We start from the raw sequence: 26,515 nt of genomic DNA on the forward strand, positions 1-26,515 counted from the left end.
TTCTCCTCAAGTTTTAGTCGGAGCCTCGGGTGCTTCCTGCCTAAGGCTTCTCGCTGTGCTGATAAGCTTACGTGGGTATATATTTCCGTTACTGCCAATGAACTGTGGCCAAGTAAAGTTTGAATATTGCGGATATCTACTCCATTCTCAAGCAACAGAGTAGCAATAGTGTGGCGGAACATATGCGGTGTGGCATTTTCTGGAATACAAGCTAGATTTTGATATTTTTTTACTATCTGGCGAACCGATTGGTCAGACAAAGGACGCTTGTCTCTGTTTAGGAAAAATGCAGACTCTTTTTCTAAATAATTTGAATATTGCGTCTTATAGTCCTGTAACGCCTTAATAGTAGACTTGTCACAGAGCGGAATAACTCTCTCCCGCTTGCCTTTTCCCATGACTAGAATTCGTCTATTTTTGATATCTACGTCACTGACTTTTAGTTTACACAGCTCTGAAACCCTGACACCTGTTGAAAATAACGTTTCAAGGACAGCGATATCGCGGCTAGCCTCTTTAAAAGCATTAATTTCTTCCTTCGAACAATTTCTTGCAGTATAGGCACTTTGAAGTAATTTGCGTACTGATGAAATTGCTAGAGTTCGCGGAAGACTTTTTGCCCGTTCTACACGAAGTCGTAGTTTCCTGAATGGAGAGTATTCTATGGACTCTTCTTGTTCAAGAAATGTAAAAAAAGACTTTAGCGTTGCGAGCTTTCTTTTTATACTTCGAGGTTTGTATTTATCATCGAGCCACACAAGGTGTTCTCTGATGACATTTTTGTCGATATTGGCAATATGAATCTGAGCTTTTCCCTGCTGCTTTTCAAGAAATTGGTTTAAATCAAGCCGATAAGCGGTTAAAGTCAGCTCACTCAGTCCTCGTTCAAGTCGGCAGTGGAGCAGAAACGTCTCGATGGCACTAGATAAATACATCGGAGTGAGCCTTCTCGTTAGAGTTGATAAAGCGAGAAGGTTTCTTGACCGAAAAAAGCTTAAATGTCACAGGATTAAAGCAACTCTTTGCAATTATTAAATTTTCGATACAGCCCAACTGGTTTCACTTGAAACATTGAAAAATGTTTGTGGCATGTTGTGCTTTTGGACCAATCCGAAGCTTGAAATCCCACTTTTCAACAAAGAAGCGGCTGACTGGATTCAGATGCACATACCCGTAAGGGCTACACTCATAACTATCCAAATTTGCGGTAAAAAATGGCGAACATTCTCTCCACAAGAATATTCGCCAGTATCTTTACTGTGTGTATGTTGTTTTGCTACAGAAGGCATCAACCAAGCGTTTGTGTGCTTGTTCAGGATTTGCAGACGGTATTATTTTTTGTTTTTCAAAGAGCTTTGCAGCGACACTCTTTAACTCAAGGTCTTCGCCAGTAAGTATATTTTGGCTGTTTTCTATTTCAATTTGTTCAATAGGTTTGTAAAAATTGTCAATATGTCTTTTCGTTATAAAACTATAAATGCCAGACACAAAATCATCAACCCCATATTTATTTTTATTCGGCAAATAGTCATTAAGGTAACAATCCAAACAAAACCATGATTTATTTGACCTTGGTTTGTAAGATTTGCCACACAACACACACTTTTTTACTCCGTAATTCATAACAGTCCTTTTATTCTGAGTTTGAATATTTTAAAGCTAAAATACACAGCTGCTAACATACACAAAAAAGCTTGCTAGAGTATCGTTTTAATATAAGCTGTCACCATTCTTTTTTAAGCTTTATATAGTGAAGCAAAGAACAGTCACAGCACTTGTCTTTCCATGGCCTTTCTTTCTCAACTTCAAACCACTTCTTGCAACTGGAACATTTTTTCTTCTTCTGATCTTTTTTCATTTCGGTTTCCTTTGTGTTGACTGGACATCTTCTGGCAAAGATGTCCAGTTTTTTAACATTAAACTAATTCAGGGAGCAAACTAACAGCTCTTTCTTTTTCACCTTCCAGGCAGTGATAATAATGACTTGTTGTCGTTGAAATCATTGAGTGCCCTAACAGTTTGGACACTGCTGCCAAATCTGCTCCTTTGCTCAACATGGTAGTGGCAAAGAGATGTCGTAAGTCATACATTCTAACAGGGTATTTAATACCAGCCCGTTCGCAGGCTCTTCTGAAACCTTTGCGGATCATGCCAATTGGCTGGCCGCGCCACTCGATCACATAACCTGACATTGATGAAGGCTTCTTTCCCTTCATCTTTTCAAGCAGGGCCGGAGCAATTGGTACAGACCGGTAGGTCTTTGTCTTACTTGCATAAATTTTAGCAATGCCTTTCTCCAAGTCGATGTGATCCCATTTCAAGGCAAGAAGTTCAGATTCACCGGGCCGTGTCCCCAGGCTGAAACAAACCTCCATGGCCCATCTGACATGCGGCTCGGCATGATCCATGATTCGTTTGACGTCATTGACAGTCAGCTGGACATCACGCGGCTTCTCTCTTGATTTCTTTCTGCCCTTCATAGGATTTGTCTCAGTCAGCCCAGTGGTGACGCCAAAATTGAAGATGGCGTTGACGTAATCGCCATAACGATTCACGGTCAGTTGGGAACGGGGCCGGCCCTGTTTGCCGTCGGTCTCCTGGAAGAACTGGATGAAGGGTACCATGTCATTGATGTAGGTCATCGAATTCACTACCCGGTCGCCGATCAGCGGATTGAACTGGTTTTCAACCATCTTGGCCAACTTGCGGGTATTATTCTCGGTTCTGCCTGACACCTTGAGATGGGACAGATATTTTGCCGCGAGTTCCCGAAATGTCATGCCTTGAGGAAAGTGATCATCTTTGACTGGGGAAGTGATCTCTTCAATCACCTTCGCTGGCGCGGGTTCCGGCAAGGTGATCACCTTAGTCTGAAGGACTGGAATTGCCTGCCCCTGGTCTTTCGCTTCAGTGACAGCCGAATTGAAGGCATCAGCCTGAGCATAGGCATTGTCGCCACGGCCGAATGACTTATCCCGTCTTTTACCCGTCTCATCGTGATAAAAGACCATCCATCGCCCATCTCGTTGATAGACGCCCATAAAACACCTCCGAAGTGTATCCTATTGATTTTAAGTTGGTTATGACAATAAGTCAGCAGTAAATCGAAATAGTAAAGCTCATTGAAATGAACAGAAACAAATCAAAGGGCTTTTAGGCCCCTTGAAGGATATGGTCATATTGTATTCATCAATATTTCTTCGACTTCCTCCTCTTGCACTCCAAGATACCTTCGAGTGATCGAAGGGCTGGAGTGGTTTAACCGTTTTGCCAAGACTTCCCAGGAAACACCGAATGTCTTTCGTTGATGGTAAGTCCATGTCTTTCGAAGTGAGTGAGCACCATAATTCCCTTTCAGGTTAATGGCCTCAGCCCACTTCTTGACATATTTTGTCACGGCATAGGTTGTGAGAGGATAATTTCGACCTTTCCTGCTTTTAAACAGGAAATGGTCATCATCATCCTTGACTGTCGCCAAATAGGCATCGAGTGCAGATATGATCTCCTTGTTTAAGATGAAAACATTTTCCTTGCCTGTTTTCTTTTCGCGCAAGGTTATCCGCTCTCCGATCTTTACGTCTTTAACATCACCAACTTTTAATGCCAGCAAGTCTTGGACTCGCAGGCCTGAGTTAACTCCCATGACAAAAAGCAATTTGTCGCGGGGAGAGTCACTAAGAATCTTTTTGATGCTTTTCACACTTTTTAGATCAATGATCGGTTCAACCTTCATTTCCCCCTCCAATTCCCTGTTTTCTTCCAGGGAGTTGAAAATCGTACTTACAAATCAGCTCCTCAAGGGAAGCCCTTGGGAGACTCGACAATAACCCTGTAAAATTCTTCCAGAAAACCATTTCAAAAATCCCAATGTACGTTCTTATCTATAAACGTACTTTCCCCTCATTGATTATTTCTGTATAACTTCAGACAAATAAACATAATCTTGCGCCGAATTCTTAAAAAATAGCCACATCTTTCGATATGACTATGTTAAAGACCAAACGAATTAGACCTTCGTCAAAATGATCTTTCCATCTTCGGCGAGAACCGAGAACTCATCACCGTCGCTGACGATAAGTCCTTGAAGGTCAAGATTCTTCAGATAAATCTTGAGCTCCAATTTGTTGTTCACCTTCGGCCGCCGCGAGTTCTTGAGGTAAAGCCCCTTGACCTCATAGTAGGTCTTGTCATCGCTCATCAACTTAAGGACGTATTGCTTCAGAGTCTGGCGGTGTTTTATTTCCATCCTTGCCAGAATTGCTGAAGCGTCCATGCCATTGAAAATGCACTCGCGAAGCATCGAAGGATTGTACTTCGATTCGATCTTCTTCTTTTCAGGAACTTCCTGTTCATCCACAGACACGTTATCGTTCTTCTTGCTCATATAAGCTCCTTTGTTCGTTTGATTGATAATTTCTGTATTGGCTGGAAGATAGTTCAAGAATTTATGCTGAATAATGCTTTTTGTATTATCTTGCGCAGGATGAGCTTGCTCTCCCCGGGGCCAAAACGTGAATTGGCCCCAGGATCAATTTTCCGGGGTTTTCGGTCACGGGGGAGGGTAAGTCATGGGTCAATCCCCAAACGGCCCAGGGCGGGGAGTATAGAGGGTCGGTTTTGGGGTCTGCCGGGCGGGTAATTTCCCAGGCATGGGTGGAGAGCTGTTCCTGATCATTTTCTGAAACAAAAAAAGGTTCTTCCGGGTTTCCCGTGGGTAGCCCCGATCAGGCGCTTGCCGGATAGAGGTCCAAGCCGCCTCAGAAGAAGTAGATAGCGGTCTTGAAGTGGTCCCGGTTTCTGTAGCCGCAAGCCTTCCGCTTAATGGCCATGATCTTGCTGTTGAGTCCTTCGGCTACGCCGTTGGTAACCCAGGGCGCACTCAAACCGAGAATCTGAGAGTACAGGTCCGTGTCCCTCATGGGCGTCCTCCGAGGAAGACCATAATTGGTCAGCTACCCACGGGAAACCCGGAAGGACCAAAAGATGAGACAGGGGATGATTGATACGTTGCGTGAGAAGAGGGAGCGGTTGCTGGTCCAGGGAAGTACCTAGTTGAAATAGGATTCTGGCTATTCACAGAGATTGCTAGAGGTGGTCCAATGACGGTAGACCATGCAGCTTAGCTTAGCATACAAGCAATTCCGCTTCGTGAGTGAACCCAAAATACAAAAAACCCCTCCTGGCTAGTAAGCAACCAAGAGGGGTCGTTGAACTTTTTGACAGTAAAATAGCTTACGATGCGATGGTTACGGCTGCTCCGGCCACAGAGCTTCCTAAAACAGCACCACCGACTGTAATAGCCGCAGTTCCACCGGCTATGCCACTACCACCGGCGGCAAGTGCCCCACATCCAAGATATGCTAGCGACGCATTAGTAGCGGCTGCTCCTGAAAGAGTGCTAATCAGTGTCCCTGTTGATGCTGTTGCTGTGCCAACTTGTGCAACTATCGCAACGCCAAGTGGCGGAGCAAAAATAAATGCTGCTGTACCAGCTGCTATCATACCAGCGGCAGCTGCTGATTTAATAGGATTCTCTTTAATAGTATCAATGCATTCATCAAAAAAAATTTCAACATCCCACCAGTTCATAAGCTCATACCTCCTTGTGGTGTTACAGGTTGGCGAAAAAATATCGAGATTGTCATCGGCTCCGTTTCGGTAAAAAAAGTGAATTCCTGCACCTTAAGAAGCGCTTCGCTCTAGCCTTTAGGGGGCGGGAGTCTTCAAATTTTTTATGCAATACTTCGGCACTTGTAAGCCTAGTGATACTATCATCAACAACTTCAGCTTGATTGTCTTTAGCAATTACATCCGTTACCGCGGCCATTCCACCGCCACAAGCTGCTAAAGATGTGCTTGTCAGGGATTCTCCTGAAAGCATACTAATGTCTGTACCTGTTGTTGCTGTTGCGCCAAGGATACCGGTCGTTCCTATTGCTCCGACAGGGATTCCTTCCGTTACAGAAAATAAGCCCTTAAGCAACACGCTCACAGCTAGACCTACTGCACTGACTACAAATCCCAATGGCCCTGATAGAATAGCTGTAGCTGCTCCTGAACTTCTAGCTAAAGCATCTATGGCACCACTAATGTTTTTTGAGTCAAAGCTTGATTCTTTGTCACTTTCGAATTGTGAATTTGACGCAACACATATGCCAAGCAGTCCAGAAACAGCTGCAATCCCTCCGTGTTCTGCCAACATGTTAAGTATAAATTCGTTAGCGTCTTTGTCGTCTAAAAATCTAATGAGATATTCTATCTTTCGTTTTATTTCGCCCGTCGGGTGTGCAACGCCACCTTCATACTTTGCAATCATAGACTGAGAAATATTCAAAAGTTTCGCCATTTGTGCTTGTGTTATGTTTAAATTGTCACGAAGTTGTTTCATATATTCAACTTTCATAAATGCTCTCTTGTAGCTTGTTATTGCAATTTTGATAATAAAACGTAAAAAATTGGCTTGTTACATATGTGCCTTGGCAATTTATCCAAACCTTATCTTCCTGATGGCACTTGCCAACAAGCCAACTCCCAATGGCACGAGGAGCAAAAGTGGAGGAGCAACAATTTTTACTATAGCGTTGGTACTTCCCCAAATGCAAATATTAGCCGTCATCACATGCTTTACGACTTTTTCAGCGGGATGCCTTGGGTAGGCACCTGCCCCGTGCGCGACAACCAGACTGAGCGGAACTCCTTTGGTCCAAGAGCTATATATGAGTACTGCAACATACTGTCAAGGCCGGCCAAGCCAAAAAAAATGAATACGCCTAACGAAATTATTCCCGGCTGCGCTCCATCGAGGGGTCTGCCCACAAAACTGAGAATTCGGCTTAGCGTACGTTTTTTTCCGTTTTGTGAGCAGACCCCATGGTGGCCATGAGGTACCCGATGAGGATGTCGAGCGGTGGTACCAACTCACCCTAGAGAACCTTCCAGAGGCCATCAAACGTGCGGACAGAAGTTTTGTGCTGGATAACTCTCGATCAAGCCAAGGCATCCGCTTGCTCTTTTCCCGAGAGCATACCAGGGTGAATATGTTTCTCGAAGCATGCCACAATGGACAACAACAAGTTAAGAAGAATATGTAAAAGAGCAGAATATGGGTATGCAATTATAGCATTTAATCCATAACCTTCCGGTCCCTACACAGTAAACCGTCGTTCTCAAAATCACGCCGGCACGTGCTTTATTTTCCACGTCTCTTTCCATCACCTAGCCAATACGAATTCATCCCGGGAAACATCCTGCCCGCCACCTTGAACTTGACCTGAGAGTCCTCCCACACACCACCGGATACTTGACCTCGTAGCACTCTTCGGCCCATCAAAGCCGGCTACCCACAGAAAAGCCGGAAGACCCCAAAAAAAAGGACCCGGCCCGAAGGCGAGGTCCTCTGAATAGATTTACGTAGTCCTGCCGCCGCCCTGGTGTTCATGATGCACCTGGGAAGACAGCAGTTTCAGGATCGAATGATTCGTCGCCGGATCAAGCGCCCTTCACAACCGAACAGACGGTTTGCCCGTATTCGGCTATAGCAAGAGATGTTTTTGCTCTTATTGAATTACTTCGTCGACCATGATTTTAAGTTTTCACTAACAGTCATGCCTTGAACAATCGCGGTCGCGTAAATTTTCTTTTAACCATCAAATAATTTACAAATACTACATCTCTTGCCGTATCCCTTACAGATACGCAGCCATCCTCCTTAAAAACTAGCGACTCCAACGCTTTTGCCATAAGGCATTTAAAGAGGATTTCCCTTGGTCTCAAGTCAGGTCTTTCAAAACTGTCCCGAACCTAATCGCTAAATATGACCAGAAGGCATTATACCTATCTATGTCTTCAGAACTGAATATAATCAGTAAACTTCAGTTTGTCATGAACTTCGTTCATCATATGCGCCACCGTGGTTTCTTCATGAAAATCATGAATACGGGCCAGCCTTTCGATCTCAATCCCTTTCACAACTGAATCGCTTCATATTGTTTAGATAACTCTCAATAATTCCTGTTCGATGGAGCCGACAAGTAATTTTGAACCTTGAGTCATTTTTATTTCTTGACCGCGAAAGATTCTTAGGTTGAATCTATCGTTTGCACTTTCAGCAACACTTGACCGACAACTTAATGCAAGGCACCCATGACACTTTAACTACGCTTAATATTTGTTTAAATTATTTGAATACGGTAAAAATCAATTCAGCTTGCGCATAATGTTTTCATCAAAACTTGATTGCTGGTTATTTCTTAAAATCGTCCAGATCGTCTATTATATTCAATAATATAGTCTTTTATTTCTGTCTATAGAAAGAGAATGTTGCCGAACCGTGATGGCGGACGATTCAGCAACACCCTTTTCAATAATAGGCAGACGGAGTAACTTATAACTTATTTTCAATGCCACGTTTGATGGCATAAAACGTTGTTCATTAAGACTTTAGCCTAAGTCCATTCGGAACATGGCGTAAAATGTTTTATGCTTTTTAATTGAGTCCATATTTTTTCGAAAAAATTACGCTGTTTGGTATATCAAGATTTACATCCTAAAATTTTATTTTTAAAATTATTTTGATAATATTTCACGTATATACTCCTTATGATTTCTTACATTGTTATAACCAATACGACTCTCGTTTGATATAGATAGACAACTTATCTTTTGATTCTTAGTTCTCAATCTTTCGATTGCATCATATATTTTTTTCTTCGTGTTATTCTTAACAACCTCATGCGTATAATAAGCACCTTGAGACTGTCTCGATCTAGTGATTTGTTCTCGCTTCATCCCTAAGACATCATCAGGTATCTGTGGAAAACCCAATATTCCATAGTTTTTAAATAAATGTTTCAAATTAGGGTCATAACGATGCAGGCAGGCATATTTGCAAACTCCCCGCACGATTCCACAGACCTCTGATAAAGCAAGTGGACCTTTTTGAGGCCAATGCAAAGGAATAGTTTCTGAATTTATTGACGAAGCAACATTCATTAAGTCATCGTAAAATAAATCATCATTTTTATATTTCTTAACATTTCTATATGCCCAAATGCTTAAGGTATAAAATGATTCTTCGTTTCGTCCAGCATAATTTTTTGTTCTGAATTTATTATTTTCGTGGCAGGCGTTAACCAATTGAACGAATTCAGCTAAGTATGCAAGAGTGTATTGTTTGTCATGCCAAGTAACGCGCCATTTTTTTGAAAATGGATTTTTTATTGTTGAATTTGTATATCCGGAATCTCCACGAACAAATGCAGTAAAACCTTTTTGTACCGCTTTGAAATATTTAACTGGCTTGTGGTTTACCCTGAAATGATTCTGTTCACAAGGCCAATAAACCGGAAGTTCAAGTTCATAAACTAAAGTAGAATGCCCATTTTCCCGATTGACAAAAGTAATTGTTGGCTCGGGAAGACCTTCATCCATCCATACTGTCGCAGAACCTTCCCAATCAATATCAAGACAAAGATACTGTCGCTTAGATTTTGGAAAAGCAAGATAGTTTGAGCAAGAAAATGCTTCGGTTGGATTTGTCCAAAATGCAATATTTTTATCAATACCCCATCCGACGAGATTGTCGAAATGTTTTTTGAATCTTTCTTGCGGCGATGCATTTAAAGATGAGTTGCTTAATTCATCCGCGCAAAGATTATTATTTTCAATAAATTCAGAACTGCTCTCTACGTCTTCTACTCCTTCAGGCTGGATGACCTTGATATCCTGCTGAGCTGCCAGCCTGATCTTTTCATATCTGCATATGTCAAGGAGCCAAGCAGGGGCTTCTGCGATCCTTTGATTGGAAACAACCTTGCTGTGTTTAAAAGTAAATGGGTCAATCGAGCCAGGGGCAAGGGTATAACCATCACAACCTATTATTTCAAATACTGTAACGTTTTTTTCGACACCATATTCATCTGTGATCGTCTTTTTTGCTGGCCGCGTTGAATATTTGCACCCATCATTTGGATACTGATAATAGTACTGCCTTGTCCCATCTCCAGCTTCTACAATGAAAGTGTCGTCTCTTAGTTCGTATCCTTTTTCAGCAAGAAAATCATGAAATGATAATCCATCACGAATATTTAGAGCAATTACACCGCTTGCAGGTCCACAGGCGATCCCGGAATTGTTGGCTACATAATTACTCTTATCGAATAATGATCGCTCATAACAACATTCGGACCAATCAGGATTAATTGGAGCCTTGCATCTGTCTTTATCTTTGTTGAGCCTATAAATTGGGATCAATGAAAAGTGCCTTGACAGGTCTTCGCAAACGTCTATCCAACCGTCAAAATCTCCAAGAGTGATATTGTTTATTCTGTCAACTAAATCTTGTGAAAGTAAATAAAATTCTTCCTCTGGCCGTTGTGCATCAGTATCTTTCATGACAATCTCCTTAGTTTGAAAATACCTAAGAAGATTATTTCTTTATAAAGTATGACTTACAAGTATACTCTTTGTTTTTCTGTACTGTCGTAATCTCCTTCTATCTTTTTTAACTCATCCCCCCCAAAAAAAGGTGGATTCTAGTTTTGACTGGCAAATATTCGGCCTTCCACATGCTATAAGCACTGCTGATACGAAAAATTGCTCAGTCCATTCACAGGAAGTATGTGTTTACCTTCAGGGGTATCGCCGGCAATTTAATGGCAGAGTAAGCGATTTCACCAGCCTAAGGGTACAATTTGTCAAATCCATTGACAATATGGGCTTCACGCACACGATCTTGCAGCTTGACAAAGTAGTGAGTGTTCACTAGTTGTCGATAAAATGTAGAGTTTTGTCCGTAAAGATTTTGATATGATATGCCGAGTTCATTTTTCAAGTACTCAATGATCTCGTCAAAGTATGGCGAACCATCCAAATATTCCTTTGATTCTGTTTTCTTCGGTTCAAAGTCTTTAAAGCGAAGTGTCAATTGAGGGTCGTTCGGAGTGTTCTTGGCGTTCCAGTAATACATAAATCCAAAGATTTGGCCTTGAGCCCAGTTACTGCTATCGCTGTAATCAACTGGCAAATTCTTCAATCTGTTGTATGCGCTAACGCCGAGTAAGTGAACTTTTTTATTCGCTTGCTTTATTTTATGCACAGCTGCAGCTAGTTTTTGTTTATCATTTTTGTGTTTTGAAAACCCAAGAGATATCAAGTCATAATTTTTTAAGTATTCATCTAACTCAGGCACTTCTTCTCCTATGTAATCATGTACAACGGGAACAACTTTTATCCCGGCCGCTTCAATTTTTTTCTGATTCTTATAGTTCTTTTCAAATCCATCTAAGTGAAAGTCTTCATCGAAGTTGAAAATAAAATCGAACCGCTCTTGGAATGTTTTGCAATATGCAATGAATCCATCGATGCTGATGGGCTTACCGTTGCTTCCTTCGATGTTGTTTAAGCTAAAAGCCCCACTATCGAGGATGAGACTGTTAATCATGCCCCTATTCTTCTCAATCATACTATAATAGTCGCTGCTTGTTGTCCCATATGAAAGCAAAATGTTTATTTCTGCGTCCTTAAACATTTTTCTGTATTCGGCGAGAATGTCGAAGCTAAATGAAGAAAGGTAGATTTTGATTTGCATATTACATATTCCTCAATTCTTTTCTCAGCCAAACCAGTTCACGAATTGCCTGTGTGACAATATCCAACCCAAGATGCTTGACCTCATCTAGTCCTTTAGTCCTGTATCCTGACGTATTGTCTATAAGCTTACAGAGTAATCCAGGTGACGCTTGTGCGTGTTCGGTTGTGTTCTCATTATTTGAAATTTTAAAATCTCGATTCGCTATTGATTCTTTCATGTAAGCATCTTTTTCAGCTTGGCTTGCTAGGCTTCCGATGTGGCTGATTACTTTTTTGTTTACGACGCAGCCAACCGACACACACCTGTAGTACAATTCATTGTCAGCGCCAGTCTTTTTAACTGCATCAAAATCTTTTTCATAGGCACATATTTTGTCGACCTTTTCTCTGAAAATTCTTCGATCTTCATCTGTATCAACTGGGCTGTTAAATGAAAATTCAAACATCTCTCCTGTCTTCTTGAGACCTTCCTTGTCTTTCCTGTGCTTGCCTATAAGCAAATTGAATACATAAAGCAGCTCATCTATTCCGAGGAAATAATACTTTTCAAGTTCTTTTCCGTAGTTATACAATTTTACTGCCTGCTCTCGTCTCTTTTTCCCAAAATTCGTGAAATTCTCAGCTGCGAACTTTGTCCAACTGACTTTCACTCGATTAATGCTTGGATCATTATTGTATCGATCCTGTAAATTGAAAAGTAGCTCGCCGAGCCGCGCCCAATTGTACGTTCGAGTCTCAACCGCTTTTTTCCCTATTATTTCAAAGTCCAAGTATATACTATCAATACACTTGGCTTCGGCAGGTATTGTCATGGAACTAATTATCGAAGAAGCTAGGGTTTCAATGTTTTGAACATTTCCAGCAACGTCAATTCCGAACTGATTGATATAACCGAGGTCAATAGTCATGTTCATTCCTTAGGCTATTTGGTAAACCGTTTTAGTTTTCAACGTGTCGGCAACGATTATGATCTGACCTGTCTCTTCCAAGTATTTAATAATCTTATCAATTTCATCGGCATTGAAATTTTTGTTGCCTTGCAACAGTTTGGGGCGAAGACAGGAACCATTTTCTTTTGCTATATATCTCAAGATTACTTTAGATCGCTTAGCAACTTCTGACTCTAAAATAAAATTAGTTAAAAGCCACTTTGTTGACGTATATGCACACTCAACAACGTAACCACCGCCTTCAATATCCTTGCGATCTAAAATGGTCGACTTTTGATCTTCCGCAAGATGAAGTAGCATTGCTATTTTCAATATGTATGGCGACCATCTTCTTAAAAATGGTTCTATATAGTCTTTTATCTGTTTCGTTTCACCCCGAACCCGATCATACATCATTTTGTGGACATCGTTAAATGCGATCTTTGCGTCATTCGACAACAAAAATTCTTTTCTGTCGTGGATACTTGTTAAAAATTTAAGCATATCTGACTCAATGCGGCTGTACTTACTGTTGACATTGACGCTTGGCAATGCATTTGGGATGTCATCTTTGACCGGCGGCAGAAACAAAAGAAACCTCGGCAAGAATCCAGAAAGGACATCTTCTTCATTCAATAATTTTGCAATTTGACTGTGCGTTGTTGCGCCACAAATAGATATAAATGGCTCCTCGAGAGTTATTACACCGCCTGTCTTCGTGGCTGTTTCGAAGAGTCGAGGGGCATCATATAGATCCGCCATAGTTGAACGCATTGACGTACTCGAGATGCCGCCTGTAAGTTGCTGCAACCATGTTCCGAATTCAGAGCTTAATATTAAACCTCCTTTCTTTTTAGACAAGACATCAAGAAGAGCTGGGAAAGTTGTCCTTGTTGGCAAAAATATGTTTTTTTCATACAGCCCATCTTTTTGTCTTTGCGTCCCCTCAAAATTATCAACTGCATCTGCCGCAGTCTTAGATTTATTATGACTTGTTATAATTTCTTGGATCACATAAGCCTGAGCATGAGCAATGCGCTGTGCTGTTGTCTTAAACCCGCCGGATTTATTAACTTCAATCATCCACAGGTTCGGATAAAGTTTCTGAAAATAGCCTTCTTTGTTAGTCGACAAGTCATTTTTAGGAATACAGACAGACTTTTGAACCACTGACGAAATTAGGCTTAACACATTGACAGTGGCAGATATTTCATCGCAACCTGTTTGGGCTTGAACACATTCAATATAATCTTTAATGAGACTTGGGAATCCTCTAGTGTCAATTGTAACACCAGTATTGTCTAGTTGGTCTTCTACGGTCGCTACCTTTTGCTTCAACACCTCATCTTTGTCTTCTTCCTGGTCGGCAGTCTTCTTAGCGTTTTTGTTCTTTGCCATATTGTCCTCTCAATTTTCTCTAGCTTCTACAAATTGAATCACGATGGCATATTCGTAGCGACAAAATAACTCGTGATTTGTCCGGATGTCTGTCTTTTTAACTCGAAGATGGACTTGAGGTGATAAGATCATTAACTTCTTAAGTTCCGAACCTAAAGCCCTCACAACCCCCTCCCGTCCTCCCCCGGAATGCCCCTGGATACTCGATGCGTAGACGCCTGCGCGTTATGTCGCGCCTCACCAACCCTCACCAGCCCTCACGAACCGGCGTATTGTCGCTACCGGGGGGCGAGGGCAACGAAACCAAAGCCTCCGAGGTGACGCCGACTCCCGTGCCCTATGCAACCTCGGCAGATAGTCGCGCGCGCTGGCGAGCCTCGCTGGGACGCTTTGCTTTACCCCCCAATCACCCGGGATACTCAATGCGTCGATGTCTGCGCATGGGGTAGCGCCTCACCAACCCTCATTTCTGGCTCATTCTCGCCGCCCTGGTGGCATTGGTCAAAACGGGACCGCGGACCTTGCCAACGTCGACGGCTTATCCCGCGTGCTGGCGAACCTCGTTATGACGTTTTGCTTTACCCCCCCAATTACCCTGGATACTTGATGCGTCGATGTCTGCGCATGGGGTAGCGCCTCACCAGCCCTCATGTCTCGCTCATTCTCGCCGGTCCTCGCAACCACTCCGGTGGAGTTCCCGCTGCCACCAGCTCTAAATGAACCCGGATACTCGATGCGCAGACGTCTACGCGTTGTGTCGAGCCTCATCGGCCCTCATTTTTCGGGTCATTCGCTCCGATCCTGGCAGCACCCCCGGTAACCGGGTTGAACTCTTCGGTAAGTCCCACATTAACATCCCAATTTTCTGTCGCCACATGCGACATCGGCGTCGTTCACCATTCAGCCTGCCGGCCTGGAGACGGGCTACACACCCCTTGCCACACCCAAAATGAACCCGGATACTCGATGCGCAGACGTCTACGGGTTGTGCCGAGCCTCACCGCGCCTCGTTATTGGGCTCATTTTCGCCAGGGCCGCCGCCGTAGGAGAGGACGATGGCTTCAAATTTTCAAATTTGAGAAGTATTACGATTTAATCTCAACAATTCAATATGTTGTCGTAAAATTCCGTGTTCAAATTTTTTCAATTTCATTCAACATGCTGATTTTATTTAAATTTGTCGGAAACGGCTTCAGCCCCCCCCCATTTTCGCCGCTTGCGCCTCAGAGGGTGCGGGGTTGGCACAGCCCGAAACGGCGATTGCCGGGCCGGCCTGGGCCTTTCTCGGCCCTCTCCGCCGTGCCGATTTCGACGCCGGTGACGCCCTCCATGAGGAACAAATGAGCATGCGCCCCCGCCGGCTTGATCATGCCACCAGCTTTACCGCAGAATTACCGTACAGCCCGTCTTGCCGCAAGGGTTCCGGCACACAGCTTTGGAAGCCTTCCCTGGCTCCACCTCTGTTCGCGACTTTCTTCGTAATCGGCATGATACTGAAAACCCAAAAGGCCTGGGACGGCAAAACCATCCCAGGCCCAAATCCCTCGTTTACGCAGGGGCGGTGCGGTTATGCCGCCGACGCGCTTTCACCCTTATCGTCCTTCTCGGGCTTCGCCGATGCTTTGTTTTGAGGCTTGGTGTCCGACTTCACAGCCTTAGGGCTTTCCTTGGGAGCAGTGTTCTGATCGGTACCGCTTCCATCGGCAGCCTTAGTAGCTGTGTCCTGCTCAGCTTGCTTGGCTTGCTTGCCCTGCCAGCGATCAGTTTTTTCCCAAGGCTTGGCTTTGTTGAGGATGTCCTTCTTTTTCTGAAGCTGCGCATCCGTCATGAGCTTCGTGTCCGGGGCATACCCACACAACTCACGGTACTGTTCAGGCGTAATCTTGTGACTAACCGAAAGATGCGCCTTCGAAATGACGTCGAAATCTTTTCCACAAAGGCAGCACGTAGCCTTTTCACCTTTAAGAGCGGACATCGGGTTCACCTTGAGGTCTGCCTTAGTGTACGGGTGCTCACGTTGTTTGTTGTCAGCAGTGCCACCGTCGTCATCACGAACTACGGTGTTGCCCATAGCGATATCAGCCTTCGCCTTTGCCAAGCCTTTCATCACTTTCGTGGCAAGATGAATTTGATCATCGATGGCAAGAGCAGGATGCAATTCCATAATCGCCCGAAAGATAGAAACATCGTTATCCATTTTTTTACTCCGACTGTAAAAAGTTTACTCGTCTTTGCCCAGCCAGATATTGAGTTGACTGATTTCTTTACTCGCTCTTCGCCGCCATCTCCTGTTTGGAGTGATGTTTTCAGTCTGCCCACAGGATCGGCATTCGTTCCAGGGAGACCGCCAGCCCATCAAAGCGAACAAGCTGCTCGATGCCGTGCCGGTCAGCTTTTCTCGACCTGTCCTTGCCCGGCGCTCTGTCACAGATTCTGCCATGGCGAGCTTTAGGTTTAGGGGGTGCGATTTTCCCTTGCCGATTAAGCCCCTGTAGTATAACCGCCTTTATCAATGGAGGAAGTTACTCCCCGTGGGCTCATATGGGTACTTCTAGGCCATCCCGGCATATGCGACAATTTGCAAAAAGGCTTTTTGCAGAAAATCGATCAAAATTTGGGGTGCCGGAAAACATCGCGGGTAAGCTGCGGGGCTTAGGGATACCGCCTTCGACGGCAAGAGAGGATGAAACGGAATCTGCCAGAGAAGACGCGATGTGACTTATTATGCCGTATTGGTCTTGAATCATGGACGATTAATCTTGCCTCACAACAAGACAACCACCATGCAAAGATAGGATCACAACATTATGGGCGATGAAATAAATCAAAATATCATTTTCCCGTTCTATGCCAATGAAAGAACAGGTAATATGTGTTTTATAGATGGGATTTTAACAAAACTTTTTCCAGACAATACAGAGAATCAATCAGAAAACAACGATTCTGACCATGATAACGAAAGAAGTCTTGTGTGCAAAATTGTAAGCGAATACGCCAAGGACATTGAACGAATGTTAGGGTCAAAGGCTTTGGCACCGATGACAGAGTATATTCTTGGTGGCCTTAATACAGTTTCTGACACAACGAGCATTCAGGGAATTAGCTTAAAAACGACATTTGCATATTTGAAAGAAACTCTTTTGAACGACGAGAGGCCAAAAGATGGTGTTGTCGACGCGCTAGGAGATCTGCTGCAAACAGACACAACTTATACAGCCCATATTGCCTTGTTAAAATTTTATGGACTTGACCCTAAAACAATAAAAATTTATTTCCAAAAAATAAACAGCCTCCCGAACAACGACAAATTAAAAACTTGTTTTTCTTCGATAGGCATTTTCGGGATGAGGTTTTTAATTATAAATTACCTCATTACACAGTTCGAGTCAGATATTGAGCGAGAAAGACATTTTGATTTCAGGATATTTGGAGAAATATTTGCCTTGTATATAACACATGTAACAGACCTTCCTGCTTCGATCGAGACTTTAAGCACGGAATCATTGATGCAAATAATGTTACGGACTGTATTCAATGAAGGGATGATTTTCCGTGAATGTCAATTTTACTCAGAACGTTCCCTTCGCGCGATGTCCACGCATGGAACAAGCCATACAATGCGCGAAAATTCCAAAGAAAAGAAAAAACAACACTTTCTTCGTGCAGCACAGATTATTTTTGAAAAACTAAACTGTCCAGACAACAATAAATCGTTAAGTGAACTTGCAGATGACATCAGAAAATCAGCAGAGTTTAAAGAGTACAAACTTGGCAAAAGACGAATTGAAGATGAAGTCAGAAAATTAAAAAAGGAACATAAACAGCCTTAACTAAAACGTCATTATGCTTTTGTGTCGAATTTGTTAGAAAGTTGTTATTAAGGCATTCTCCAAGCTGGAATCGCTTTCAATTTGCCTGTTGAAAATACCTGTATTTCCCACTCAACCCTCTGTTTTCAGAAGAGAGTGCTCAAAAATCCGAGGTTTGACTTTTCGATTTACCACCAGCCCGGAGATTTCGCGGTTTAAATCACAGTCTGGCTCCATTTTGCTGACAAATGCTCAAAACACCCCGCTAAATGCGCATTATGGTCTTGAATTGCCACGCAGCTATTTCATCGTGATTTCGTATAGAATAAGTGCGTGTCGCTCCAAACCCAGCAAGTCAGCAAATCCTTTCGATCAGTCGAATAGCCGGTTCCGATCTGTTACTGTCGCCAATAACGTGTCCAGTCAACCCACATTCTGACTTATCTTGCATGAAAAAGCCCCACTTCAAAAGAAGCGAGGGCCATAAAGTAGAAAGCTGTTTGCTGTAATTATTGTTTTGTAAGTGTGCCGCCGGCAACACTAGACATTGCATGTTTGTCATTTTCATCGTACGGGACATTAAAATTGAACGTTTTTGTTATTAGCGATGCAGTCGATCCAGATATAACCAATTCTCCGTCAATGGATGTCATCAATGTGTAGCTAGCCATATTGCTAAATACACTGCTGGCAAATATTAATCTATTTCCAACAAGCCTCGCGGGCAAATTTGAAAAGTTTAGTACCATTCCACAGCCGCTATCGCAAGTTGCTGTTCCTGTTGTCTGGAAGGAGACTAGGTACATTCCTGAACGTGTTCCTGCTGTGACAACAACGCTCAATCCTTCCAGATCGCAAGAGCAGGTTCCCCATGAACCGCTTCCTGGGCCTGTCCATGTCCCAACTGGGTTTACTGTTGTCTGTGCTTTTATAATGGCAGGAATAAATGTTAGTAGGTCATCGTCAGCGGCATATACGCAGATTGAAATGAACAAAATGCTGACAAATCCTATGCAAGCAAGTGTTCTGCGGAGTGTTCTTTTCATGGCATCCTCCTATGATTAATCGCAAGTTGAGTGTTGTTTGCTGAGATAACGCGCCAATTTGAAAGCGTAAAAGAATTTGTTAACGCCCAAGCATTGCTCGGTCAATCATCATCTTCAACTTATTTCGATCAGTCGTCTTCTGGCAGCATGATGGTCAAGACCGGCTCGCCGTGATCACCTGGACCCATCACGGCCAGGATCTTCACAGTGGCCCACTTGCCCGGCGACATCAGGAACAGCACGTCAAAATTGACACGATCCCTGGCACCAAAGGTCTTAGCGGCGATAAGTGTTTTGAAGAGAAGATCATGAAGCCGCCCCTCGACGGATTGACCTTCGCCTTCCAGGCCAGCCGGCGGTGTCAGGTAATCACCATAGAGATGATCAGTGACGACGGTATTCACCTTGAAGCCAAGTTGATTTGCTTGCTCGGTGACGTCGATCAACACCCCATCCTCAATGGCCTGTTTACGCGTGTAGCTGAAGATGACATTCCAGTCCTGGTCCATTTGGCATTCCTCCCTGTTGGAATTATGATGAATTCCTAGGAGGATATCCTGGGGCCGGAGGGGAGGTCACGGGAGACTCCAGGCAAACTTGGTCGCCTCCCGTGATTCGAAGTCAGCGTCTACTTACTTCCAGGAATACGCGCCGGTATATCCTTGAGCAAATTCCCGATACGATCCAAGTGTGCCACCCGAGGGCATCGTTTGAGCGAATGCATCCTGAGCACTCGAAACCGGTCCAATGGAAGACGAGTTGCTCTGGGCGTACCAGTTCCCGTCTGAACCTTGATATACGCTTATGACGTGGCCGGAGCTTGAGGCATATTGATAATCATACGTATAGACTGGCCATCCGTCATCAGCAAGCGCCCACCCAAAGAAGGTAGCGTAATCCTTGCAGTCACCAGTTTTGTAATAGTTGAAAGTCTCAGGAGTATAAGGCGTGTTCCCATCATGGTTAGAGTACGTAAAATTAGTACTCATATATGACAATGCTACTTCAGGTGTATTCAACGAAGAGCGAAGGCTTGCCGTATCAGTCGTATAGGCAACTGAAGACGAATTTGAACCCCATGAGGGAAAACTAAAATTTCCAAAAAGAGAAGTGCTTGCGTGGGTGCCACTGATGCTGCTGGAGGAAGTAGTGAAATCAAGATCGTCTTCCTCAGTTGTCTTCTTGGACGTTTTTGGTGCTAGTGCTGTCGTCGTCGATTTTCCATCAAAGGAAGCTGTTGAAGTCGCTGTGGTGGGTATTGGCATTTCTACCGTTGTTTTTATTCCACCCGTACCGCTATACTTCAAAGCTTGTTTGGGTGCTTCTACGGTCTTTAAATCAACAACGACAGGGGCAGAAATTGTGTCCCCGGCTTCAAAACCACCGGAGAGGATGTCAAGGATGTCCAATGATTTTGCTTGAGCCATAGTCTGTGTGGTCAACATCGCAATGACAATGAGCATAGCAATGTTGAGTACTTTGTGCCACTGTTTAACTCTTGCGCGAGAAATCAACCTCGACATTACACCTCTCCTTTGTTAAATGGACAAGTTAACAGGGCAACGTGTGAAAGCGAGTTGCCCTAGTCTCTGGAAAAGCATAAATCAACAAAATTGAATTTAGTTTCCTGTGCGCGTAATGATTGTCTCTTGGCGTTGATATGCGACAAATTTTACGATTAATTAAGAAGACACTTGCGTTAACATCGCGCCAAGAAATATAGGTGGGAGAACATCGGACAGACATTCTCCCAATCTATGTAAAATATGAAGCTCCTATTGTTCACCAAGTTGACTTACAGGCTGGACATATATTTGATCCTTGCACCAACGAGTTGCATTTAATACAACAGTGAGTAATTTCGTTTGGTGGCCTTCGCATTGGTACATGACCGTTTTCGCATTCAACGTTTGAGCATTTTTTAAAGACATTCTGAGAGAATGTTCCCCCAAGGCCTCCGCAAGCAGGACACCTATTATCAGGTGCGATCTTTTTCATATTTTCGATCAGTCCTTGCTGGCCTTTCTCCTGTTCTTTTCGTTTAGCCTCAAGTTCTTCTTGAGTTGGCGCAGACTTAGGACGATCACTAAAGATCATAACCATGGCGGTCTCCGATGAGGTTAGTAGCGTTGGTTTCAAAAAAACCTAAAAAATGCGGAGCAGTCTATCAGTTCAACGCGCTTCGATAAAATTGTATAAACAATAAAGCGCGTAAGTATCAATATGATCTATTTCTTGGGTCCGCTGCTCCCGTGTCCATGTGTGCCATTGATATGTCCTTTTGAATAACCGTCATCCCAGGACATGGAGTCGTTAAGATTTGAATGTGGATTCTTGTCTCCACCTTTACCGTATTCACCCTTAGATCCGTCTTTGTAGCCTTCCCTGTAACCATCGTCATAAGGATTCTTGGGCATCATCATCTCCTTTTGGATTTGCCAGGGTTTGCAATTAGCAAAACGCCTTCCTGCTGGTGAAATCGTTTCATTACCTGATTACAGGGTGGCTCCATGGGGTGATCATCCGGCGGGCTCGTTGAGCCGGCCGCTGACAGCAATAACCCAATGCACCCAGGCTCCCTGGTTTCCGAAGGGGCCGCCGCCGTGGACCAATGGCCCACACTTGAAATAGGTTATATAGTACCTGTTTTCAAGAAAAAAAGGCGCATCATCTGGTTCGCCCCCTGCCGCCTGTTACGTATTGGTATTCGGGGGGAGCGATGCCTAACATACACGAAATATTAGGGAAAAGAATTCAGGCTCTTAGGAAGAAGGCCGAGTTGACTCAACTCCAATTAGCTGAAATGGCAAACTTATCCTTGAAGCACCTGGGGGAAATCGAGAGGGGAAGGGGCAACCCCACCCTGGAAAGCCTCCACAACTTGTCAATGGCCCTGGATGTATCCTTGATGAAGTTGTTCGACCTGGAAATTGATGTGCTTACGACCGAAGTGATTGAAGAACTCGCGATAGGTATTATTCAGTCCGCGTCCCCAAGTGACAAATCGAAAATACTTAAAATACTTGTTGCACTATCCGAATAGTATTGTTGCCTCGTCTTTCGAAACACATTCAGTTACGGCCTTTTGAAGCGGCAGCGATCTGATCAAGATATTCCCTGTAAGTCGTTGCTAAGCTCACTCCTATTTCTGCCCACCTCCGTACAAAGACTCCCTGTACTCCAGAGTCTGCCGCGCCCATCACGTCAAAAAGGTGTTCAATGGGCTGAAACCGCTGAATGATCTCTTCAATCGTCCCGCGAGGGTTGTCGTTGGCTTCTAGTTCTGTCGTCATGCTCACCTCGTGATCCGGAGATAATTGGTCCAAGGAGGGAGGATAGCCCGAGCCATGGAGCCGGTCAGGGGTGCTGGGGAGAAGGAAGAGTCTTGGAGCTACCCCGCATGTAGCTGAAGATGACATTCCAGTCCTGGTCCATTTGGGTATCCTCCCTATATGGCAAGTTCGCGGCTACTCGTAAAACTTCGGGTCGTTCTCGGTGACCTTCAAATTATCGAACCGTCCACGAAGGTTTCGTTCTTCATTTTCAATTGCGTTTCGAACATTTTCACGACCAACGATCACGCCACCACCACTGGTGATCATCTTGAGGACTGCACCAGCTACAGTACCAAAGGCAACTCCAGCTAAAAATTTGAAAAGCCACATATGTTTAACCTCCATGAAGCGGTTTAATGAATCGTTATTTCAGTCGTTACTATTGGATGTAACAACCATTTGATCGAGGCGTTCCCGAAAACTTGTGGCAAGCTGCGTTCCTATTTCTGCCCACCTCCGCACAAACACTCCTTGTACTCCTGAGTCTGCCGCACCCATCACGTCAAAAAGGTGTTCAATAGGCTGAAACCGCTGAATGATCTCTTCAATCAGTTCGTGCGTCTTGTCGTTTGATTCTGCTTCGTTCGGCATGCTCACCTCGTGATCCAGGAGATCGGGGACCATGGAAGGATAGCCTGGGCCATGGAGCCGGTCACGGGGCTGGGCAGCTGTCGGGGGAGGCCGGGGCAATTGGCAGCGCCGCCGGCTGAATCGGACATTGGGCTGGAGTGGGATTCTCCTGGGTTTTGCCCATGGCGGGGACCAAGGGGAGGGTTGGGCAAGGGAAGCCCCAGGAAGGGGCTGTAGGACGCGAATCCAGGGGGTGTCCGGGGACACGTGGGGCAAGGGGCAACGAGCCACCCCGACGGAGGCAGAAGCAGGTGATCAATTAACAGCCAAAGCTGATTAACATAAATCTCTTTTCATTTGACAAGACAATATCAGAAAGCTATCTGCCAATTTATTCATCCAGACACTAAGGAGCTAATCATGGTCGATAAAGAAATTTGGGCAGAAGCTTTGAACTTGGCGAAAGACCAGCTTCGACATGGGAAAGTCCATTTCAGCGAACTCGAAGTAGTCACAAAGAGCATTTACGAGAAATTGATTTCTCTGAGCTGCGGCCCTGTGATTGACGTAGAAGTTGAGCCGATGAAGCAGATTGAAGCTCCTCAGCATGTGAAGACCAAGAAAGGTGTCAAGTGCGCGGAGTGCGGGGTAGAGTTTAAGGTTTTAGGAACGAAGCACCTTGCGTCCCATGATCTTACTCGCGAAGAGTACATGAAAAAGTATGGTGTCGCGAAGAAAGATATGTCTATCAAGATTGCCAGGAAAACGCTTACTGGCGAAGACAATCCCCTTAAGCAGATGCAGATGATCATGAAGGAATTTGGAATTAAGCGCGGGGATGTCACTCAGTTTGTTATGGACAATGGTTTTGACGACATGAAATCGCTTGCTGCGACCGCGAAAGAAAAGAATATTGGCATTCTTGAGTTGCTGAAGGCTGTTGACGAAGCTAAAGAGACCAAGGGCAACAAGAAATAGCTTAGATTCAAAACAAGAAGCCCACGTCTTCCATGTTAAAGTGGTCGGCGTGGGCTTTTTTTACAGGATGCTTGGAAATACAGTAGTCCCGCGAATGCTATGATGCGCCGTCGTTGTGGTGATTTAATCCGTGATGTCCACACACCGTATCTATGAAGCTACTAATTATATCAGATGTGCACCATGATTTTTCCGACAAGTGGGCAATCCAATGGACGATCTTGGGATAGCTATCGCAGCGATCTACGTCGATTTCGTAGGGTGCTAAGCTATCGTTAAATTTAATGTAAACAACGCCGTCTTTAATATAAACTTTGCCCATTAGTTACCTCTTGCAGGTTGTTTGGTTGAGTCGATAAAACCCAGGGAACGCATACTTTCCACACTCAAGCTTCACCAGATATCAATTTATGGATGGCTTTTTAATACATCTCAGAATGCGCCCGATGCCGTTCCCAATTCTCCAGATAGAGCTTGGCTAGGCCGGAGTCTCGAATGATCAGTAGGTTCTCAGCATTCTTCTCTTCGGCGGCCTTGGTAAAATTAAACGACCCAGTGATCACAGTTGCACCGTCAATGATCATCACCTTATTGTGCGCGATGGCATGCTTGGCGTCAATCCAGACGGGGATGCCTTCATTCTTGAGAAACGTAGCCCCGGTATAGGTCGCCTTTCGTTGACTCTTGTCTAAGATTGCCTCGAGTTTTATCCCGCGTTGGGCTGCATCGATAAGTGCTTTTGCGATAGGGGCTGAAGTAAATGAATACGCCTGGACGTAAATCGACTCCTTGGCCGTCCCAATGGCGTCAACAAGAGCTTGCTGTGCGCCACCCTTGGGGCTGAAATAAATGCTGACAGGAGTGTCTTTGAGGGTCAGGTCGTATGCATAAGACGTTGCACAAATGGACAAGAAACAAATTGCGATGAATATTTTTTTCATTTTACACCTTAAAACTTATACGTGCCAGCATTTGGCATTACAACCCCTCCTGGCGAGCTATCTTTATTGTTCCCCAAAGTCTGATCTAGAAGCGGTTTAAGATTCCCAAGGCCTTTGTCCTCATCGCCGGGGTTATTGCTATGATAGCCAAGCTTGGGGGATGATTTGAATTCAGATTTATTCTTTAACTGAACACCTTTGTCATTCGCTTGAGTGTCCTTAGGCGCATCTTCAGCAAAAGAATTATTCGCAGAGATAATAAGGCATGTGAGTAATAACAAGAAAAGTTTCATACCGCCTCCTGTCCAAAACAACTTCAGGCTACACGATGTTGAGTGCGGGCTATTTCAAATTATGCTGCGCACGGTACGCCTTGACCATTGGGTCGGTGACGTCCTTGGGGTAACAGAGTGGAGCACGGCCACCCGGTCGGCTGTAGGCACTTCTCCCGCCACAACTCCTACCGTTCCGCATGGTGTTGTAGGGACATGGGCAATTGCCAGGGTAGGAACTAATCGACTCCTTGACCATCATGTCCCGGACCTCTTGATCCGTGACGGCGAAGGATAATGCAGGGACCAGAACCAAGGCAAGCGTCAGAAAAAGTCTCATCATGATATCACCCCGAGCTCATTGATCTTTATTTGCCCATAATCCTTTTTGCTCATCCCGGCATTGAAGCTCCCAGGCATGCCAAGACACGCATTCCACCGTCTGCCGTTTTTTGCAGGTTCTCATATTGATTGAAGCGAGGCAGGCTTTCGCCAGGACACCGGCTAAATCCTCCTGCCCGACAATCACTCGTGCGACGACTTGGCCGGTTGGTTCTTGGTAGATGGGCAAGACCTCGGCTACGTCTCCCCACTGATAGCACCATGAGGTTGTTCGCCGCCGCGCATCATATCCAAGGGGATTCCCAGAAACAGGTGCTATGACTGCGTAGAGCCTGATCCGTTCGATTTGCCCATCTGGCTTGGCGATGTCCAAGGTTGTGCCGTCGAGGACGTTGACGACCTTTCCCTGCCAGGAGTCTGCCGCCAAAGAGGGGATAGGAAGAAGAGCAAGGACAAGCAGGAAGGCAAAAGATCGGATCATGATCATGGCCCTGTGCATCATTACCCCGTGTCTGGATCATATTGGCTGAAAGACTATGCGGTCGTTTATGCCAAGCCCGAGGCAGCATGGCAACGACAATCACCCCCGCCAACCGAGGCAAGGGGCAGCCCACTATCGTCTCCTGGTCATCAAGGCTAACAGAATAGATCCTGAGGGTGGTGGGCGCTTGCACCCTGACCAGGACAAACAGGCTGGGCTAGTTGGTCTCAGAGACGTTTTAGCGAAGATCGTAAACTTTTTATTGACCTTTGGCGGCAGAGCGATGATGAGATGCAATAATTAACGAACAGAATTTTGCAATAGCAGAACGACGTATACTTATCTGGGCTTTTTAAAACATGCAGTTTTAGTCTAGATTAATCAACTTCTAAAAGAATAGGGGCCAAATGAAGTGTTATCATTCAGCCCCTCGAACTTAATACCCAGACCTATGCGAGGAATGCGAAGAATGCGAAGCATGGGACGAATGCGAATGATGTCCAGCCAACTGTAAAAATGAGCCTGACTTAGAATCTTCAACTGCCTTGTCCAACTGAAGAGGCTTAACCTCTTTAATGTTCCCAGAAGTAAAAACATTAGATCCGATCAAAGCATTGCCGTGATTGGCAGAAGCAGAAATTGGAGTAAATCCAAAAGCTGTGACTGCGACGCTCAAGAAAAAGACAATTTTTTTCGTAAAATCTTTCATAGCACCTCCATTTGGCAAGTTAATGTTTAGGACGCAAATTTTTGACTTAAGTGATGTTGACGTTGAGAATCAACACCTGCAATCAATACGGTTACGCAAAACATCACGATGTATCA

At 44.4% G+C, this 26,515-nt stretch carries 26 protein-coding genes; 3 read left to right on the forward strand and 23 right to left on the reverse strand.

What is annotated here, in order from left to right; genetic code table 11:
- The 13 genes from DVDV_RS21865 to DVDV_RS13725 all read right to left on the reverse strand — a co-directional run.
- The coding region (locus DVDV_RS21865) for a tyrosine-type recombinase/integrase (RefSeq protein ID WP_139311619.1) at nucleotides 1–935 on the reverse strand (935 nt) is incomplete at its 3' end.
- Nucleotides 936–1,254: 319 nt separating this feature from the next.
- Entirely contained in the window at nucleotides 1,255–1,623 is a 369-nt protein-coding gene (locus DVDV_RS22335; protein WP_139311620.1) for a hypothetical protein, read from the reverse strand.
- Between the two features lie 293 nt (nucleotides 1,624–1,916).
- Nucleotides 1,917–3,041 (reverse strand): site-specific integrase, encoded by a 1,125-nt coding sequence (locus DVDV_RS13680; protein ID WP_075355208.1) that lies wholly within the window; start codon nucleotides 3,039–3,041, stop codon nucleotides 1,917–1,919.
- A gap of 134 nt (nucleotides 3,042–3,175) precedes the next feature.
- Entirely contained in the window at nucleotides 3,176–3,733 is a 558-nt protein-coding gene (locus DVDV_RS13685; RefSeq protein WP_075355209.1) for a tyrosine-type recombinase/integrase, read from the reverse strand.
- 273 nt (nucleotides 3,734–4,006) lie between these two features.
- Complete coding sequence (locus DVDV_RS13690) at nucleotides 4,007–4,384, reverse strand: hypothetical protein (RefSeq protein WP_043634535.1); 378 nt, start codon at nucleotides 4,382–4,384, stop codon at nucleotides 4,007–4,009.
- 373 nt (nucleotides 4,385–4,757) lie between these two features.
- Nucleotides 4,758–4,883 carry a transposase gene (locus DVDV_RS13695; protein WP_303046332.1) on the reverse strand — a complete coding sequence of 42 codons (126 nt, stop codon included), beginning with the start codon at nucleotides 4,881–4,883 and terminating at the stop codon, nucleotides 4,758–4,760.
- A gap of 349 nt (nucleotides 4,884–5,232) precedes the next feature.
- Nucleotides 5,233–5,589, reverse strand: coding sequence for a hypothetical protein (locus DVDV_RS22340; RefSeq protein ID WP_139311621.1), 357 nt, complete (start codon nucleotides 5,587–5,589; stop codon nucleotides 5,233–5,235).
- Between the two features lie 52 nt (nucleotides 5,590–5,641).
- Complete coding sequence (locus tag DVDV_RS13700) at nucleotides 5,642–6,403, reverse strand: DNA-binding transcriptional regulator (protein ID WP_075355210.1); 762 nt, start codon at nucleotides 6,401–6,403, stop codon at nucleotides 5,642–5,644.
- A gap of 2,162 nt (nucleotides 6,404–8,565) precedes the next feature.
- On the reverse strand, nucleotides 8,566–10,392 hold the full coding sequence (locus DVDV_RS13705) for a replication initiation protein (protein WP_075355211.1): 1,827 nt from the start codon (nucleotides 10,390–10,392) through the stop codon (nucleotides 8,566–8,568).
- Nucleotides 10,393–10,678: 286 nt separating this feature from the next.
- Nucleotides 10,679–11,587, reverse strand: coding sequence for a hypothetical protein (locus tag DVDV_RS13710; RefSeq protein WP_075355212.1), 909 nt, complete (start codon nucleotides 11,585–11,587; stop codon nucleotides 10,679–10,681).
- Between the two features lies 1 nt (nucleotide 11,588).
- Nucleotides 11,589–12,497: a hypothetical protein gene (locus DVDV_RS13715; protein ID WP_075355213.1), complete on the reverse strand. Its 909-nt coding sequence runs from the start codon at nucleotides 12,495–12,497 to the stop codon at nucleotides 11,589–11,591.
- Nucleotides 12,498–12,506: 9 nt separating this feature from the next.
- Nucleotides 12,507–13,916, reverse strand: coding sequence for a DUF3987 domain-containing protein (locus DVDV_RS13720; RefSeq protein WP_075355214.1), 1,410 nt, complete (start codon nucleotides 13,914–13,916; stop codon nucleotides 12,507–12,509).
- Between the two features lie 1,567 nt (nucleotides 13,917–15,483).
- Nucleotides 15,484–16,113 (reverse strand): MucR family transcriptional regulator, encoded by a 630-nt coding sequence (locus DVDV_RS13725; protein WP_075355215.1) that lies wholly within the window; start codon nucleotides 16,111–16,113, stop codon nucleotides 15,484–15,486.
- Between the two features lie 610 nt (nucleotides 16,114–16,723).
- Between DVDV_RS13725 and DVDV_RS22345 the strand changes: the two genes are divergently transcribed.
- Nucleotides 16,724–17,746 carry a hypothetical protein gene (locus DVDV_RS22345; protein ID WP_139311622.1) on the forward strand — a complete coding sequence of 341 codons (1,023 nt, stop codon included), beginning with the start codon at nucleotides 16,724–16,726 and terminating at the stop codon, nucleotides 17,744–17,746.
- Between the two features lie 488 nt (nucleotides 17,747–18,234).
- Here the strand turns inward: DVDV_RS22345 and DVDV_RS22350 are convergent, their stop codons facing one another.
- The 3 genes from DVDV_RS22350 to DVDV_RS22355 form a co-directional block, all read right to left on the reverse strand.
- Nucleotides 18,235–18,771, reverse strand: coding sequence for a hypothetical protein (locus DVDV_RS22350; RefSeq protein WP_139311623.1), 537 nt, complete (start codon nucleotides 18,769–18,771; stop codon nucleotides 18,235–18,237).
- A 128-nt stretch (nucleotides 18,772–18,899) separates the two neighbouring features.
- The gene (locus DVDV_RS13730; RefSeq protein ID WP_075355216.1) at nucleotides 18,900–19,280 is read right to left on the reverse strand and encodes a DUF6573 family protein; all 381 of its coding nucleotides are present in this window, start codon (nucleotides 19,278–19,280) and stop codon (nucleotides 18,900–18,902) included.
- Between the two features lie 123 nt (nucleotides 19,281–19,403).
- Nucleotides 19,404–20,294 (reverse strand): hypothetical protein, encoded by an 891-nt coding sequence (locus DVDV_RS22355; RefSeq protein WP_139311624.1) that lies wholly within the window; start codon nucleotides 20,292–20,294, stop codon nucleotides 19,404–19,406.
- Nucleotides 20,295–21,490: 1,196 nt separating this feature from the next.
- Between DVDV_RS22355 and DVDV_RS13735 the strand changes: the two genes are divergently transcribed.
- Nucleotides 21,491–21,814: a helix-turn-helix domain-containing protein gene (locus tag DVDV_RS13735; RefSeq protein ID WP_075355217.1), complete on the forward strand. Its 324-nt coding sequence runs from the start codon at nucleotides 21,491–21,493 to the stop codon at nucleotides 21,812–21,814.
- A gap of 28 nt (nucleotides 21,815–21,842) precedes the next feature.
- Here the strand turns inward: DVDV_RS13735 and DVDV_RS13740 are convergent, their stop codons facing one another.
- From DVDV_RS13740 to DVDV_RS13750, 3 genes are all read right to left on the reverse strand, one after another.
- The gene (locus tag DVDV_RS13740; protein WP_075355218.1) at nucleotides 21,843–22,064 is read right to left on the reverse strand and encodes a hypothetical protein; all 222 of its coding nucleotides are present in this window, start codon (nucleotides 22,062–22,064) and stop codon (nucleotides 21,843–21,845) included.
- Nucleotides 22,065–22,238: 174 nt separating this feature from the next.
- A complete protein-coding gene (locus DVDV_RS13745) occupies nucleotides 22,239–22,436 on the reverse strand; it encodes a hypothetical protein (protein WP_075355219.1) in 198 nt (65 codons plus the stop codon).
- A 39-nt stretch (nucleotides 22,437–22,475) separates the two neighbouring features.
- On the reverse strand, nucleotides 22,476–22,697 hold the full coding sequence (locus DVDV_RS13750) for a hypothetical protein (RefSeq protein WP_075355224.1): 222 nt from the start codon (nucleotides 22,695–22,697) through the stop codon (nucleotides 22,476–22,478).
- Nucleotides 22,698–23,096: 399 nt separating this feature from the next.
- Here DVDV_RS13750 and DVDV_RS13755 point away from each other — a divergent pair, with 399 nt between their 5' ends.
- A complete protein-coding gene (locus DVDV_RS13755) occupies nucleotides 23,097–23,654 on the forward strand; it encodes a MucR family transcriptional regulator (protein WP_075355220.1) in 558 nt (185 codons plus the stop codon).
- A 422-nt stretch (nucleotides 23,655–24,076) separates the two neighbouring features.
- Here the strand turns inward: DVDV_RS13755 and DVDV_RS13760 are convergent, their stop codons facing one another.
- From DVDV_RS13760 to DVDV_RS22975, 4 genes are all read right to left on the reverse strand, one after another.
- The gene (locus DVDV_RS13760; RefSeq protein ID WP_075355221.1) at nucleotides 24,077–24,595 is read right to left on the reverse strand and encodes a phospholipase D family protein; all 519 of its coding nucleotides are present in this window, start codon (nucleotides 24,593–24,595) and stop codon (nucleotides 24,077–24,079) included.
- An 8-nt stretch (nucleotides 24,596–24,603) separates the two neighbouring features.
- Complete coding sequence (locus tag DVDV_RS22360) at nucleotides 24,604–24,888, reverse strand: hypothetical protein (RefSeq protein WP_139311625.1); 285 nt, start codon at nucleotides 24,886–24,888, stop codon at nucleotides 24,604–24,606.
- Nucleotides 24,889–25,225: 337 nt separating this feature from the next.
- A complete protein-coding gene (locus DVDV_RS13770; RefSeq protein WP_175577105.1) occupies nucleotides 25,226–25,696 on the reverse strand; it encodes a thermonuclease family protein in 471 nt (156 codons plus the stop codon).
- A 430-nt stretch (nucleotides 25,697–26,126) separates the two neighbouring features.
- Nucleotides 26,127–26,399 (reverse strand): hypothetical protein, encoded by a 273-nt coding sequence (locus DVDV_RS22975; protein WP_217694135.1) that lies wholly within the window; start codon nucleotides 26,397–26,399, stop codon nucleotides 26,127–26,129.
- Nucleotides 26,400–26,515: the final 116 nt, after the last annotated feature.

Origin of the sequence: Desulfovibrio sp. DV, assembly GCF_001936595.1 — a bacterium.
GTDB lineage: Bacteria > Desulfobacterota > Desulfovibrionia > Desulfovibrionales > Desulfovibrionaceae > Solidesulfovibrio.